The organism is Yinghuangia seranimata, assembly GCF_029953285.1.
GTDB lineage: Bacteria > Actinomycetota > Actinomycetes > Streptomycetales > Streptomycetaceae > Yinghuangia > Yinghuangia seranimata.
Window position 1 is genome coordinate 13,543 of the sequence record NZ_JASAOI010000088.1, and the last position, 15,341, is coordinate 28,883.

Below are 15,341 nucleotides of genomic sequence, written 5' to 3' on the forward strand. Positions count from 1 at the left end.
CCTTGATCACTCTGGGCAACGATCGCGCAGCAGAGCGTCTAACATCCCTCGGGGGCGTGGATCGCGTGGTCACTCGTCGGGTTTTGCAGGCACGATGGATGTATGCGTGGCTCGGTCGGAGCCCCCTCCGGGAGACTGCCAGTTAGCCAGCCGAAACGCCGCAACGCGGTTTGGCGGCTGTACGATGCGCCATTGCGCCGAGATTGGGCGTTCTGGATGATGCTCGCGTGGGGTGCTCTTGCCGCAGTCTCGATCGGAACCAGCAAGAAGACACACGGCATCCCTGTGTGGTTGGACACTCTCCTTGCGGTGCTCTTCTTTATGGCCTTCTTCGGGGTCGTGCCAGCCTGGATTCGACTGGTTCTCCGACGGCGACGCGACAGCAAGTCTGAGCCGTCGGGTGCTCGTGCTGAAACGGGTTCGAGTGTTGGTGAGGACTCGCGGGCTGTAGCGCCGATGGCAGTGGCGCCGCGGGCGGCCCAAGCGGCGACAGGCGCTGTCCCTGGGTGGCCAACTGCCCCAGTCCAGTTGAAGAAGCGCAGGCCGACCAGGGCGAGCGGCGCGCAAGCAGATCGCCGATTGCCAGCCACGGAGACCAGCCGCGTCGATCCACTTAGGGCACACCAGGCTGAGGCTAACGCCGAGGGCTCGACCCGCCGAAATCTGGCGGCGGCCACGCCCCACCTGGGGCATACAGGTCCGGTGCCTGTTCTCTCTTGGGCGGTGCCGTCTGGCAAGCTCCCGCACCCAGTAGCTCGCGCGATACGACGCTTGCGGCAGGCCCACACGCCTGAAGCACAGTACGACGACTTGTTGGACGCCGCCGAGACTTTGGCCATTGTTGTTTCGTGCACGGTCGCTGCATTGGTACAAAATTGGAAACCTCAGCCAGCCGATCTCCCCCTCCGGGCGACCGCGCTTTCGGTCCTTAAGGGCAAGTACTGCACCACAGCAGGCGTAATGTTCGGTTCATGGACTTCGTGGTTGCGCCGCCAGGTGACTTCCCTTGCCTACGGTCGAGAAGAAATACTGCCGGGGCTATCGGCCGCCCTGGAGGATGGGCCGGGAAACATCGGACTCATTGAATCACTTGACGCGCTTCGTGAGGAACGGAACTGCGCTGCGCACGGGGGGCGTCCGAAGAGCCGGCCGGAAGCTGCTCTGAGAGTGCAAGAGCAGCTACCGTACTTGGACGCAGCTCTGGCCAAGACTGCTTTCATGGGAAACCTGCCGTGGATCCTCATCGAATCGTGTACATTGCGTCGGCGCGCTGAGGTATTCGACGTGACTGCACGCGGAGTCATGGGTGACCATCCCGACTACGAGATACTTTCGTACGAGTGGGGGGCGCCTGTGGTTAATGACTGCGTTTATGTAATGAGTCCGCAGGGTCCTGCAGAGATGTCTCCTTTGATTGCAAACCTGTTTTGCCCGCGGTGTCGTGAATTGGAACTCGCGTATCTCCAGCGCATCAACAAGGCGGACGGAATGGCTCTATTGAAGAGTTTCAACAGGGGGCATGTTCTCACCAGCCGTGAGCTTGCAGAGGAATTTATGGAGCTTTCCGACTGACTCGTTGAGACGCGGCTTTCCAACCCTTTGGTTGAAGCGCCCTACGGCGCGGGCCCCTAAGACTTGTCCCGTAAATGATCTCTGCTTGGTGTGGAGGAGGCCGGGGATCAACCCGTCTGATCCGCCTATCCGGCGAGGTTGCGGTTGGGGGGCTGTAAAACTAACGGCTCTCTCTCGCATTCGGTGGTGACGGCGTGAGGTCAGCCGCGGAGTACGCGGTGGCGGAGGAGGCTGAAGCCGGCGCGGCCGTGCATCTTGCGCATGATGCGGTTGGTCTTGGTGTTCACGCCTTCCGGCGCCGCCGTTGTGGAGTCGGTCAGCCGGTCGATGTTGCCTGGCGTGGGTGTCAGCAACGCGGCGAAGGATCGGACCAGGCCGACGAGGGCGGTCATTTGCGGGCAGGCGGCGATGAGCGTGTCCAGCAGTTCGTGCTGCTGATTGGCGAGGCGACCGGGACGGGTCAACGGGTAGCGGGTGAGGCGGCGGGGTGAGAGCGCGGGCCGGTCCGCTTCGACGCGGCCCCGGGTGATGTAGCGGTAGAGCAGGCTCTGGCTTCCGGTGTAGCCGCGTTCCCTGATCTCGGCCAGGAGGTTCAGAACCGGGACGGCCGGGTCCTGTGCGCGACGTTCGTGCAGGTAGCCGCAGAACGGGTCGACCAGGGCAGGGTGGTGCGGTGCGCGACCGGACGTTCGGGGACGCGTGCGTAGCGCTTGACGGTGTTCACTGCGAGGCCCCGTCGGCGGGCGCATTCGAGCAGGCCGACGCCTTGGCCGAGCAGGTCGTGGATGTGCTGCCAGCGCTCACGGTTGGTGCGTGCGCGGCGGCCCGGCTTTGGCCCAGCATGCGGTGTGCGCGGTCACCTCCTTGGGGGACGGCGTCCACGCCCAACACCCGCGGCACGTGCCGGGACGGCAAGGGCAGCCGCAGCAGGATGCACAGCGCGGTGTGCCGGGAGCCCCCACGGCGAGGACCGAGAGCACTCGGCGACTGGCCTGGCTGACCAACTCCCTTACCACCGCGCCGATATGGGCCGTCAATCGCGGCGTCCTCCTCTGATAGTGCTCCATCACCTTGGGCACTTGCTCTCGGACCGCCTGTCGCGGGCAGCCGCGGTTGTTGCAGACCACGCGGCGTACCCGCACGGGGACCGGCCGGGCGTCGACGGGCGCGTCCGCGAGCGTCCGCTCGCAGTGCGCGTGCACATGCTGTGACGGGAAGCCGCAATCCGGATAGCACACAGGCTGGTTCGGGTCCGGGCCCGCACCCTCAACTGCCCCTGATCGGCCGTCACGTTCCCGATGCACAGGGATGACAGCCCCGAAAGCACCGTGTCCACAAGGTCGTCGGCGCCACACTCAACTCATCGTTGCCTGGGTGCACGCTCCGTCACCTTTGAATGTGAGACAGAGCCGTTCGCTTTACAGGCCCTCGGGCGTCGCCGACCCCACTCCCGAACGTCGCCGACCCTCAGTCGGTCGTTTCTGCAGGTCAAGGCCCGATTTGCCGGTTGCGAAGTGGAGCCGACTGGTGGAGTCGTGTTCGTCCTCCCCGATCTGTGCAGCCCGCCCGGCAGCGGCCCCGCCCTGCGGTCGTTCCGCTGTGGCCGTCAATGTCATGCTCTGGTCGCATGTTCCCGTGCCCCCGGTGACGGTTGCGTACCTCGTCGGCTACGGCGTTGCTGTCGGCCTGCTTCTCGCTCACAGGGTTAGCCGTCCAGCCTCTTGATCGCCCTTCCTGATCCTGCCGGGGCATCAGTGCTTGTGAGGCGTGTGCGCCCTTTGAGGCTGGCGTCCCAAGCTGTTCATCAGAGACGGGCCGGCCGCGCCGACCTGTGGAGGGCGGCGCGGCCGAGGAGTGCTGGGGTCACTGTGGCGCGGTGTAGCGGCGAGGCTTCTCGCTGGTCTGGACGGCGGTGCCGTCGATGGTGAGGTGGTCGAGGCAGTTGGCGACGGCGCCGGAGGACTTCGCGCCGATGGCGCGGGCGATCTGGCCCACGGTGAAATGCTGTTCGGGGTGAGCGGCGAGGTGGGCGGCGACCAGGGCACGGAGTTCGCCGGGGAGGAGGCGCGTCGGCGTTGAGGCGGCGTTGGTTTCGCCGGACGCGTCCGTGTCGGGGTGGTCCGTGGCGGCTGGCGGGGTGGGTGGGGCGCTATCGCCGCCGGAGGCTTCTGCTGGCTCGGGGGACGCATCGGGCTGTGGGGCGACCCTGGCAGGTTCAACGGGCTCTGCCAGCTGGATGACGTCGGGGAGTAGGTGCCAGAGGTGGGGGTTCTGGCGGGCGCCGTGGTGGCCGGGGCTGTCGTCTCGGCGAGCGAGGCCGGACTTCTCAAGGTCGGCGAGTGCCTGGGCGACGGTGGAGCGCGCCAAGGCGGTGGCTTTGGAGATTTGAACGACGGTGCTGCCGGGGTGGCTGCGCAGGTTGTCGTGGACGATCAGCGCGGCCGGTTGCAGTGGGATGGGGGTGGCGGGCTCTGGGGGCGGTTGCTGCATGGTGGCCTCGATTCGCGTCGGTGGTGCCCTGCCCCGGCGTGGATGCCGGATCTGGTCGACCAGCGACGCTCTGTCGGGTTCCCTTCGTCAAGTCGTGTGATTCGGCGAACTCCCTTGCTGGCACGGATTAGTGGGTCGGAATACGTGGCGGACGATAGCCATGCGCGGTGTCGCATGGGGGCTGGATTTCCTCCGTTAAGGGTGACGGCGAACGAGGAGCGCCGCGCGCGGGGGTCTTCTCGTGGGCGACTTGACCGTCTGTCGGGGCGGAGCGTCGATCGTCGTGCCCGGTCCAGCTGACCGTGAACGTCGTTGCATCGGCTGCCGGGGTCTTGGCGGTCGAGTGCGATGGGAGTTCCCCGGTGAGTGGATCGGTGTTCAAGCGGTGCGGGTGCGCGGTGCCTGTGTTGGATGCGGAAGGTGCTCCGGTACTGGATGGGCAGGGGCGTCCCAAGCGGCGTCAGCTCGGGGCGTCCTGTCCGAAGTTGAAGCGGGCGAACGGGACGTGGAACCCGGGGCACGGGACGTGGTGGTTCCTGCTGGACGTGCCGCATACGAAGTCCGCGGCTGGTGGCCAGGGTTCGGTGCGGCGCGATCACATCCGGCAGGCCGGGCACCGCAACGAGACGGCGGCGCGGGATGCCATGGCGCACGTTCGGCTGCTGTTGGCTTTGGCGGATGGCGCGGATCGTCCCGATGAGGTGCGGGCGCAGATCGCCAATCTGGTGCGGGCGGCGATCCGGGCCAAGCAGCCGCTCCCTGAGATCGATGACCTGAAGCGGCGGCTGCGGTCTTCGCGTCCGGTGGACCGGGTGGTGACGGTGGGGGGAGTGGCTGTGCGAATGGCTGCGGGGGAAGCGGGACATCCGGCCGGCGACGCTGCGGTGCTATGAGTCGCACCTGCGGCTGTATCTGTTGCCGCACCTGGGGCACATCCGGTTGGACCGGCTGCGTGTCGCGCACCTCCAAATCGCGTTCGCGGCGATGGAGGACGAGGCCGAGGAGATCGCGGCGAACAACGAAGCACGGCGGGTGTTGCGGGAGGCAGCAAGTAACGCGTGGTATCGGCACGACCATGTCGCGGTCCGTGCCGCGCGGGCGCAGCTGCGAGCACTGCCGCCGCATCGGATGCCGACGGGAGTTGCTGCGCGGCACAGGATCCGGGCGACGTTGCGTTCGGCGTTGTCGGATGCGGCGGCGCAGGAGCTGGTGACGATCAACGTCGCGAAGCTGCTGAAGTTGCCGTCGCCGGGCAAGGCCCGGCCGCTGGTGTGGACGGACGAGCGGGAGGCCGCGTGGCGGAAGTCGGGGGAGCGGCCGTCGTCGGTGATGGTGTGGACGGCCCGGCAGACTGCGATGTTCCTGGACCGTGCGACCCGGCATCGGGAGTTGTTCGCGATGTTTCACCTGGTCGCGGTGACGGGGCTGCGGCGTGGAGAGGTGTGCGGCTTGCGCTGGGCCAACCTGGACTTCCACGAGGCCACAGGCACGCTCCATGTGGGGGAGCAGATCGTGCAGATCGGGTGGGACACGCAGTTCGGAAAGCCCAAGTCCGATGCGGGGGAGCGCACGATCGCGTTGTCGGCGGAGACGGTGGAGGTGTTGCGGCAGCACCGGCAGCGGGAGAGTGCGCGTCGGGCGAAGTATGGCGAGGGGTGGATCGACTCCGGGTTGGTGTTCACTGGGGCGGATGGCGGGCCGCTGCACCCAGCCCGGGTGAGTGATCTGTTCCAACAGCTCGGGCGGGAGGCGGGGTTGCCGCCGATCCGGCTGCACGACCTGCGGCATGGCGCGGCGACGCATGCGCTGACCGCGGGGGTCGACGTGAAGGTGGTGCAGGACATGCTGGGCCACTCGTCGTCCGTGATCACACGTGACACGTACACCTCGGTCGCCATCGAAGCGAAGCAAGCTGCTGCAGACGCTATTACCGCGCTACTGCGCGCTGCCGCGCCAGCCAAGGTGAAGGCGAACCGGGAGAACGGCGGCAATGCAGGCAGTAGTCAAGACGGCGCGTGTGCATGATCAGGTGAAGGCTGCCCGTTTAACGCGCAGTGAGTAGATACCGGTGGAGACGGTGCCGGATGCCAGGCCGATGGCGGCGACGTGGTGAACGAAGGGCGCCGGCGCATGAAAGGCCGGGCGCTAGGGTGGCGGGCCGTGGGGCCCTGTGCAGCGGCGGTGCACTCAGGGCCGGGCCGCAGGGCGACCACGGAGTGTCGGAGCGCAGCCAAGTAGTTCCGATTTCGTCGTCCGGGCTGTACGCATTGATCCATGGCCCAAGTCCGCCCGTACTTGAAGCTCTGGGTGCCCGATGCCCTTCACGACGAGCGCCACAGATCCGCAGTGGCGCTGGCGCGATTCGCGCTGAGCGACCCTGACCTGCTGGAGCAGCATCGGAATGAGCTGCTGAAGCAGGCGATTTGGTACAAGACGCAAGGAGCGGCCAAGTACGGCTGCCGGTACAGATCCGCTGGCGTCCTCGGTCTGGAAAAAGAGGCGCCCATCAAGCAGTGGTGGAAGCACCTGCGTCATGAACACGTCCTGACGAGGGCCTCATTGGTGCAGGAGCTTCGTGATTCCCCGGACCGAGTATCCGAGATCCTCGAGCGGGCTCTCGCGTGCGTCGTGACTCCAGCCGAGCACGAGGTGTTGAGCCCATTCGACGTGTTGCATGGGTGGGAGCGCTACAAGGCGGCACGCATTGATGTCCACGACATGAAAACGGGTGATCTGGTCCTCTATGACGGTCAGTTCGTCAACGGCGGTCCGACGTAGTCCTTGCGGCCTGATGGTCCCGCGAATGGTAGGCGATGAGCGCGCAGCCGGGCGATGCCGACGGGGCGGTGCCGGGTGCCGGTGCGCGGCCCGCAGCGGCGGCGACGTGGGGCGTGTCGGGGGCGACGTCGCGTTAGTGGGTGGGGGCTGGGGTGATGGGCCCAGGGGCGGTAGTCCGGGCGCCGTCGGGGCAGGGGTGCCCATACGGGGTGGCGGCTGGCGGAGGACGCCGGTGGGTACGGCAGGGATGGAGAGAGTTGGGTGAGGACTCGAGGGATTGCGGGGCGCTCACACCACGCTCCCACCACAACGTCAAAAACAACCTGGGCGTTCTCGATGGATCGAGAACGCCCAGGTCGTGTACCGCTTGCTTGTGCGCCGCCAGGGACTCGAACCCCGGACCCGCTGATTAAGAGTCAGCTGCTCTAACCAACTGAGCTAGCGGCGCTTGCTGCGATGGGTAGACAGTAGCAGGAGAGGTGGGGTGATCAAAAATCGGTGGTTTGGGGGTGGGGAGGGGCGGGGTGGGGGTGGTGCGGGGGCGGGATTGGTGGGTGGGGTTGTGAGGGTGGCGTGGGGGTGGTGGGCAAGGGCGCGTGGAGGTCGCAGGGAGGACGTGGGAGAGGACTTGGGGAGGACTGCTGCTTCAAGACATCCGTCAAGTCGGCACCGCGTGTAGCTCACGACGGGTACCGTCAGGATCACGGCCCGCCACGCTGTGCTGCGTTGTAGTTTGACGGTCCGGATCCGTGGGCCGCGCATCTCTGGGGAGGACGCCGATGGCCATACGGCAGGGTGGCGGGTCCTCGGTGTCGGGGAACGTGCGGTTGAAGGCGCTGCGCCATGCCCGGGGCTGGGTGTCGCAGCAGCAGCTCGCCGACGCGTTCGAGAAGAAGGCGCTGGAGTGCGGGCTGCGGCTCGCCGTGAGTGTGCGGCAGGTGCGGCGGTGGGAGAGCGCTGATCCGCCGTGGCCGACGCCGGACTACCAGAAGGTTCTGCAGGAGCTTTTCGGCCGGCCGCTGGCCGAGCTCGGGTTCACGCCGCCGTGGCAGGCCGAGCTGGAGGCGACCGGTGATGTGGTCGAGGACGGCGGGCTCGGGCCGCCGGGGGGGTCAGGGGTAGGGGGCCTGGGCGGGAACGGCCTCGGTCCCGGTGGCAACGGCTTCGGGCCTGCCGGTGGCGGCCTCAGCGGCACGGGCAACGGCCTCGGTGGCACGGGCAACGGTCTCAGCGGTACGGCCAACGGCGCGGGCCCCGGGTTACCCGGGCCGCGTGGGTATCCGCCTCCGCCGCACCAGGCCGGGGGCAGCCCCCTGGGTGGTGCCGCCGATACGCCGCGGTTCCGGCCTGGGGAGCGGTTCTCGCGGGCCGGGCGGGCGTCGGCGGGGATGGGCGAGGGGCCGGAGGGTCCCTACCGGGTCGTGCCGCGGTCGATGGGGCCGCCGGGGCCCGGTGGCGGCGGGTCTCCGGGGCGTGGGGCCGGTGGGCGGCCGGGCGGTGACAGCCCGATGGCGCTCGCGGCGGGCCTCATGCCGGAGCCCGCGCACACGGTCGAACCCAGGTTCGAGAACGGCGGCCACCCGAACCGCGCGGCCGAATCCGGCCTGATCGTGCCGGGCCGCGGGAACCCCGGTCCGCCCGGCGGGCTGGGCGTCGAGCGCCTGCGTACCGGGACGCCCGCGCTGATCCGCGCCGTGGAGCGGGTCGAGCGCATGACCCCCGCGGACCCGGTCGTGAACGTGCCGGGCCCGGGCCGCACGGGCCGCCTCGGCTCGCCGATAGCGGACCAGTACGCACGACTGACCGCTTCGTACCGTCAGATGTACTGGGTGGCCCCCGCCCCCGTGGCGTACGCCCCGGTGGTGAGCCACGTCCACATGGGCATGCAGTTGCTGGACGCCCCCGGCCCCGGCCGTCCGCGCCGGGTGCTTGCGGCGTCGCTGTCCGAAACGGCCATGCTCGCGGGCCGCATCGCGTTCTTCGACATGGGCCGCGCCGACCGGGCCTCGAGCTACTACCAGTTGGCCGACCACGCCGCGCACGAGGCGGAGGAACCCCTGCTGCGCATCGCGGTGTTCGCGCACCAGGCGTTGATGCCGGCGTTCGCGCGCCGGCAGGGCGAGGCCCGTGCGCTGATCGCCCGCGCGAACAACCCGACGGCGCTGGCGAACGCGAACGCCCCTGCGCTGATGCGTTCGTGGCTGTTCGCGGTCAACGCCGAGATCGAGTCGCTCGTCGGCGACAAGGATCTGGCACTGCACTACATCGACCGGGCCGAGGACCTGCTCTGCCACCCCGACGACAACGAAGTCCCCATCTGGCTCGACTTCTTCGACTCCTCACGGCTCTGGGGCTTCCGCGGCGGCGCGGAGTTGGCGGCGAAGCGGTACGACGCGGCGCGGGACGCGTTGACGGACGCGCTGGGTGACCTGCCGGTGACGTCCGCGAAGCAGCAGGCCATCACGTGTGCGGACCTGGCCCGTGTGGCGGCGGCCAGCGGTGACGTGGACGAGGCCAGCGGCATGCTCTCCCGCGCCCTCGAGGCGCTGACCCGCCAGTGGTACTCGCTCGCGATGGACCGGATCCGCGAAGTCCGGGGCGAACTGGAGCCGTTCAAACACGTGAAGTGCATCCGCAGGCTGGACGAGGAACTGCTTTCGTGGGAGCCGATCGAGGGCACCGGCGTCGACACGGGCGACGAGCGGCGCGGCCTCACCTGAGCCGTGCCGGCGGCGTCGGACCCGGGTCGCCGGGCGGCTCGGACGCACCGCGGCACGCGCGGGGCCACCCCAATGGACGGTCGCTGTCATAAGGATGGGTCACACTGTGGCGGAACCGCTTCCACCCTTACGACGGTACGGAGCCGCACACCACGTCATGCGCACCACCGACTCTCGACTCGAACTGCTGCGCGGTTCGTTGCCGACGCGCAACCACAACGCGCGCACGGTCGCCGCGCTCGCCGCGAACCCCGGCTGCGCGCGGCGCGGGGTCATGGACGCCGCGGGGATAGACAAGACCGCGCTCGCCGCCCGCCTGGGCCATCCCATGCAGTACGGCCAGTCGCCGTTCGCGATCGTGCGCGGGCACGCGTTCGAGGCGCAGGTGAAGGCGGACGAGGGCGCTGAGCTGCGCAGACTGCTCGCGGAGGTGCTGGGCGGCGCCGCCCAGGACGTCGTCGAGGGGGAGTACACCGAGCTGGGCGGCGACCCGGCCGACGAAGCTGCCCCGGCCGACGAAACCGACCCGGCCGACCCCGCCGGCCCGATCGACGAGCAGGCCCCCCACAACGAGCCCGCCCCCGACCAGGCACCCGCCTCCACGCCCGCCAAGCGCCCCGGCCGCGAGGAGCGCGTCGCCCTCACCCGCTCCGCGCTCCGGCGCGCGCTCGACACCGCGCGCCCCGAGCTGTGCGCGATCCTCGACCACCCGCTGCTGCCCCTGGACGTCGCCGGCACCCGGGCCTACCTGGAGCCCGACGCCATGGCCTGCGTGATCGCCGGCCGCCTGCACATCGTCGAGATCAAGTCGTTCTCGGTGATCGACGGCAACGCCGACCCCAGCAAGCTGGCCTCGGCGAGCCGTCAGGCCGCCGTGTACGTGCTGGCCCTGCAGCGCATGGCGGTCGAGCTGGGCCACCGGGCGGACATGGTGTCCACCGACATCGTGCTGGTGTGTGCGAAGGACTTCTCGAACCAGCCGATCGCGGCGCTCCTGGACATCCGCCGGGAGCTCGCCGTGACCCGGCGCCGGCTCGCGCGCCTGGCGCGCGTCGAGGAGCTGCTCGAGCCCCTGCCGACCGGACTGACGTTCGACCTGGAGACCGACCCGGACGCCGACCCGGCGGTCGCCGCCGCGGCCCTCGGCGGCGCGGTCGGCTCGGTCCCGGCGGCGTACGTCCCCGGCTGCCTGTCGGCGTGCGAGCTGGCGTACTTCTGCCGCGCCGAGGCCCGCACCTGCGACACCGGGCACGGCTCCGGCGGCCTGGTCGGCACCCTCGGCACCGGTATCCGGGGCCAGCTCGGCGGGATAGACGACATCGGGCGCGCGCTGGACCTCGCCGACGGGAAGTGCGCGCCGGCGCGCGGCGAGGAGGAGATCGCGCACCTGCTCCGGCGCGCGGAGGCGCTCCGGCGCGAAGTCCTCGGCGCCCCGCGCACCGGCGCGCCCGCAGGCGCAGGACCGCGCACGGGGGCGGCCTCGTGAGCGCGGTCTCGGCGCTCGGCCGCCTGCGCGCCGCCGCCACCGGCTACGCACAACCCGCCGCCACCGTGCGGCACCGGCACCTGTCCGACCGTCCCATGGTGTTCGTCCCGTACGCGATGTCCGGCGAGGCCTTCGCCCCGCTCGCCGCGCTGGTCGGCGACGACCCCGCGGCCCCGCACCTGCTCGTCGTGCCGCAGCCGCGCGACCGCGACCGCCGGTTCACGCACGTCACCGAGCTCGCCGCGGTGCTGGTGCCGTACCTGACCGAGTACTTCGACAAGACCGAGACCGTCGAACGCCGCAACGACGACCCGTACGAACGCGCGCTCGACGCACCGCAGCTGATCGTGCCGTCGCCGGCCGGCGTCGAGTACGTCGGCCTCCTCGGCCGGTCGACGCGCTTCCGCCGCCCCGACGGCGACTACCCGGTGCACCCGGACGTCCCCCTGCTCGGCCGCTGGTCCACCTACCTGGCCGAACGCGCCCGCACGCCCGGCTCGTCCGTGCTGCTCGCCGTGACCGACCTGCTGACGCAGGCGTGGGCGACCGGCCAGAGCGACCTCGAGAACGGCGAACTGGCCGCGCTGCTCGGCTGGATCGACCCCGCGCCGGGCCGCTCTGGTGCGGAGGCGGCGCGCGACGCGGAGGGCGCGCCCCCGGCGGGGCCGACGACGGACCCGGAGTTCGACGCCCGCCTCAATCCGCTGATCGCCGGGTTCGACGCCGCGCAGCGCACCGGCAATCCGCGCGACGCCGCCCGCGCCGAAGAACGCATCCGCGACACGCTGGGCGCCGAGCTCATGCCGACGTGGGAACGGGTGTGGCGCGGCCTCGAACTGCTGCGCGAACTACCCGCCGGGGCCTCGGTGGCCGGCCGGTGGGAGACCGACCGCATGTCGTACAGCCTGTTCGCCCACGACCTGGCGAGCCCCGACTCGCGCCCGCAGCCGCGGATCCCGGGCGCGGTCGCCGCCGCGCAGCAGCTCGTGCGGCGTGAACAGGCGCAGGCGCGGCTGGAGATGGAACAACTGCGCGACGACCCGCTGCTGATGGCCGAGGCGCGGCTGCTCGGCCAGGCCTTCCGCGGCGAGGTGGTCGACGTGGAGGCGGACCGGATGGTGACGGAGCCGGGCAAGAAGCAGGCCCGCCCGCGCCCGCTGCTGGTCGTCCACACGTCCGACGAACCGCTGCTGTCCCTCGACGCCGAACTCGAGTGCGTCGAACGCCCCAAGGCGAAGGCCAAGTTGCTGGCCGTCACGGACGGACCGGACGGCATGCGCGAGGTGACCTTCGAACTGACGGGCGGCATGGGCCGCGGCAAGAACCCCGACGAGGGCAGCGTGCCCGAAGAGGGCGAGGTGCTGTGCTGGACGCTCGCCGCGTCCGGCTTCCGCGGCGGCCCGAAGTGGCCCGCGCCGGAAGAGACTCCGTGGACCCACGGAGGCCCGCCCGAGTCGTCGACGCCCGACGCGGACGCCCACGAGCCGGAGGACGAGATCCCGACCGTCCCGTCCCAGCCCGCTCCTCCACCGCAACCACCGGTGCTGCCCCAGCGCGAGCCCGACGAGGAAGAACTCGCCGCCGCGGCGGAGCCGTGGGGGTGACGGGCATGCGGGTCGCCGCAGAGCGGCGGTCGCCGACAACCGTCACGAGACGGGCAGGCTGCGCACCGGCACTTCCGGGTCGTGTCGGCGCCGCACAACGACGGCGCTCTGCGAGCAACACGAACGCGGCGTCACCGGTGTCGAGCCGACGACCGGTGCTTGTGCGGCGAACAGCAGCCGCGCTCCTGGTGCGCGGGGCCGCCCAGTGCACCGGGAGCGGCCGCTCGGCCGAGCCTCGCCCCGCTGTCGGCTCGACGGCCTCGGGGTGTCCGCACCTCTTCGGCTCGACGGCGTCGCCGCGCGCCTACGCTGTCGGCTCCGCCCCGTGTCGGCTCAGCCGGGGCGAGGTTGTTCCGCCGCCGGACCCCCGGGTCCACCACCTCCTTCGCACCCGCCGTCCACCACAGCCTTCCTGGACCACCGCATGGAACTGACCCGTCCTTCGTCCCCCGGTCAGGACGCCGCGCACGTGACCGCGGCGGTGCTCGCCGACCTCGCGTCCGGGCGGCACCGCGGGGTTGTCGTCGACTCGCCTCCCGGGGCCGGGAAGTCGACGCTCGTCGTGCGTGCCGCGGCGGAGATCGCCGGGCGGGGGGACCGGCTCATGATCGTCGCGCAGACGAACAACCAGGTCGACGACCTCCTCCTGCGCCTCGTCGAGGAGCATCCGGGCCTGGTGCTGGGCCGGTTGTCGGCGAGCGACTACCGGCCGGGGGAGGAACTCGCGGCCACACCCGTGCAGATCGCGGGCAAGGCCGGCGACCTGGACGCCTGCGAGATCGTCGTGTCGACCGCCGCGAAGTGGGCGCTCGTCGAGGACCGGCGCTGGGCGTGGGCCATCGTCGACGAGGCGTACCAGATGCGTTCGGACGCGCTGCTGCTGGTCGCGCGGCTGTTCGACCGCGCGCTGTTCGTCGGCGACCCCGGCCAGCTCGACCCGTTCGCGACGGTCGACGCCGCGCAGTGGCACGGCCTCACGTACGACCCGTCGCAGAGCGCCGTCGCCGTGCTGCGCCGCCACAACCCGGACCTGCCGGTGCACCGCCTGCCCGTCTCGTGGCGGCTGCCGGCGACCGCCGCGCCGCTGGTGTCGGAGGCGTTCTACCCGTTCACGCCGTTCCGTTCCGGCACCGGATTCGCGGACCGGGAGCTGGAGTTCGAGCGCGGTCGGCACGGCGACCCGTACGACCGCGTCGTGGACGTCGCGGCGGGCTCGGGCTGGGGTCTGCTCGAACTCCCGTCCGCTTTCACGCTGCCCTCCGACGAGGAGACGATCCGCACCGTCGCGACACTGGCGGCGCGCGTCCTGGCGCGGCGCGGCACAGCGCGTTCGGAGCGGGGCGAAAGCCCGTTGGACGCCTCGCGCATCGCCGTCGGCGTCAGCCACCGCGAGCAACGCTCACGCCTGGAGGCCGCGTTGCTGCGGATGGAGGGCGAGGTGCCGGGCGCCCGGGAGATCGTGGTGGACACCGCGAACCGGCTGCAGGGACGGGAGTTCGACGTCACCGTGTTCCTGCACCCGCTGTCGGGCCGCCGCGACGCGACCGCGTTCCACCTGGAGACCGGGCGGCTGTGCGTCCTGGCGTCGCGGCACCGGCACGCCTGCCTGGTGGTCGCGCGGGCCGGCATTCCCGAGTTGTTGGACGCGCATCCGTCCGCGGAACCGGTGCACCTGGGGCTGCCGGTGTCGTTTCCGGACGGCTGGGAGGCCAATCAGGCGGTGCTGGCGACCCTCGCCGACAATCGGGTGCGGGTCTGAGCCGTGCGACCCGGCCGGGTGGACCGGCCGGAACCACGAACGCCCTTACTATTCACCGCGCTTGGCGAGCAGCCGCATGCCGTACTCGATCATCTTGACCGCGTACGCCTCGCTCCACCCGGTGCGCGCCGCGATCTGCGCCGGCTCCAGCCGGTCGAACCGCCGCCGGTCGGCCAGCCGCGCGACCGCGATGGCCTGGTAGTCGACCGCCTTGTCCGCCGCGGCGCGGAAGGCCTCGGCGAGCTGCGTCGAGCGCGCGAGCATCTCCTGGGGGTCGTCGAGGTCGTCGAGGTCGAAGAACCGCTCGTCCTCACGGTCGAACACCGAGGGTTCGAACAGCAGCCGCGCCGGTCGGATTCGCGGCTTGGACGGCTCTGACGGCATGGCTCTCTCCTCCGGACAACGCATCTGCCCCCCGTGATGACGTTGTGGGCATGCCCAAAGTCGCGGAGGCTACGCACGACTTCGGCGACGAACCGCGATCATGCCCGTCGCGGGCGGCGGACAGCGGGCCCGGCTCGCCACGTGAAGCCGTACGAAGAGGATACGAACCGGATGTTCCGGGCGCCCCGCCCGCCTCGATCCGTGCGTCTCCGGTTCCCGTTCCGCCGGCGGCCTGGCCGGGCGGCGGATCCACTGGGGGGTGGGCCCGGCACAGGGGTGCCGTGCGGAGCGGGGGCGTGGCGGCGCCGGGAGACGACGCGCGCCGACACCGAACTCCCGGACATGTGTACGGGGTTCCGGGCGGTGCCGGCGCGCGACGGGCGGTGCGGCGCGGGGCGCCGCGGAGTGCGGGTGGTACGGGCGGAACGGGCGGAACGGGCGGAACGGATGGTGCGGGCGGTGCGATGCCTGGCCGCGCGGGTGACCGCGCTGCCGGGCGGTGGGGAAGAGCAGTACCGGCCGAGGCGAGTCGGACAAGGGGGAGCCGC

At 70.6% G+C, this 15,341-nt stretch carries 10 protein-coding genes, 1 tRNA gene and 1 pseudogene; 8 read left to right on the plus strand and 4 right to left on the minus strand.

The window, feature by feature from the left end; genetic code table 11:
- The first annotated feature begins 813 nt into the window (after nt 1–813).
- Nucleotides 814–1,572, plus strand: coding sequence for a hypothetical protein (locus QI554_RS41150; protein ID WP_281478040.1), 759 nt, complete (start codon nt 814–816; stop codon nt 1,570–1,572).
- Nucleotides 1,573–1,772: 200 nt separating this feature from the next.
- On the opposite strand, the pseudogene QI554_RS43495 reads toward QI554_RS41150, so the two are convergent.
- A pseudogene (locus QI554_RS43495) lies at nt 1,773–2,908 on the minus strand (transposase).
- 527 nt (nt 2,909–3,435) lie between these two features.
- Entirely contained in the window at nt 3,436–4,062 is a 627-nt protein-coding gene (locus tag QI554_RS41160; protein ID WP_281478043.1) for a MarR family transcriptional regulator, read from the minus strand.
- A 485-nt stretch (nt 4,063–4,547) separates the two neighbouring features.
- On the opposite strand from QI554_RS41160, the gene QI554_RS41165 reads away from it, so the two are divergent.
- The 3 genes from QI554_RS41165 (at nt 4,548) to QI554_RS41175 (ending at nt 6,840) form a co-directional block, all read left to right on the plus strand.
- Nucleotides 4,548–4,955: a hypothetical protein gene (locus QI554_RS41165; RefSeq protein ID WP_281478044.1), complete on the plus strand. Its 408-nt coding sequence runs from the start codon at nt 4,548–4,550 to the stop codon at nt 4,953–4,955.
- Between the two features lie 91 nt (nt 4,956–5,046).
- Nucleotides 5,047–6,087, plus strand: coding sequence for a tyrosine-type recombinase/integrase (locus QI554_RS41170; RefSeq protein WP_281478046.1), 1,041 nt, complete (start codon nt 5,047–5,049; stop codon nt 6,085–6,087).
- Between the two features lie 249 nt (nt 6,088–6,336).
- Entirely contained in the window at nt 6,337–6,840 is a 504-nt protein-coding gene (locus tag QI554_RS41175) for a hypothetical protein (RefSeq protein ID WP_281478048.1), read from the plus strand.
- 374 nt (nt 6,841–7,214) lie between these two features.
- On the opposite strand, the gene QI554_RS41180 is transcribed toward QI554_RS41175, so the two are convergent.
- Nucleotides 7,215–7,288: transfer RNA gene (locus tag QI554_RS41180), tRNA-Lys, on the minus strand.
- A gap of 331 nt (nt 7,289–7,619) precedes the next feature.
- Between QI554_RS41180 and QI554_RS43500 the strand changes: the two genes are divergently transcribed.
- From QI554_RS43500 to QI554_RS41200, 4 genes are all read left to right on the plus strand, one after another.
- Complete coding sequence (locus tag QI554_RS43500) at nt 7,620–9,560, plus strand: helix-turn-helix domain-containing protein (RefSeq protein ID WP_343230862.1); 1,941 nt, start codon at nt 7,620–7,622, stop codon at nt 9,558–9,560.
- Between the two features lie 157 nt (nt 9,561–9,717).
- The gene (locus tag QI554_RS41190) at nt 9,718–11,046 is read left to right on the plus strand and encodes a hypothetical protein (RefSeq protein ID WP_281478049.1); all 1,329 of its coding nucleotides are present in this window, start codon (nt 9,718–9,720) and stop codon (nt 11,044–11,046) included.
- Nucleotides 11,043–12,650 carry a hypothetical protein gene (locus QI554_RS41195; RefSeq protein ID WP_281478050.1) on the plus strand — a complete coding sequence of 536 codons (1,608 nt, stop codon included), beginning with the start codon at nt 11,043–11,045 and terminating at the stop codon, nt 12,648–12,650. Before QI554_RS41190 ends, QI554_RS41195 begins: the two co-directional genes overlap by 4 nt.
- A 424-nt stretch (nt 12,651–13,074) precedes the next feature.
- Entirely contained in the window at nt 13,075–14,409 is a 1,335-nt protein-coding gene (locus tag QI554_RS41200) for an AAA family ATPase (protein WP_281478053.1), read from the plus strand.
- A gap of 48 nt (nt 14,410–14,457) precedes the next feature.
- On the opposite strand, the gene QI554_RS41205 is transcribed toward QI554_RS41200, so the two are convergent.
- Nucleotides 14,458–14,793, minus strand: a complete 336-nt coding sequence (locus tag QI554_RS41205; RefSeq protein WP_281478055.1) for a hypothetical protein — start codon at nt 14,791–14,793, stop codon at nt 14,458–14,460.
- Nucleotides 14,794–15,341: the final 548 nt, after the last annotated feature.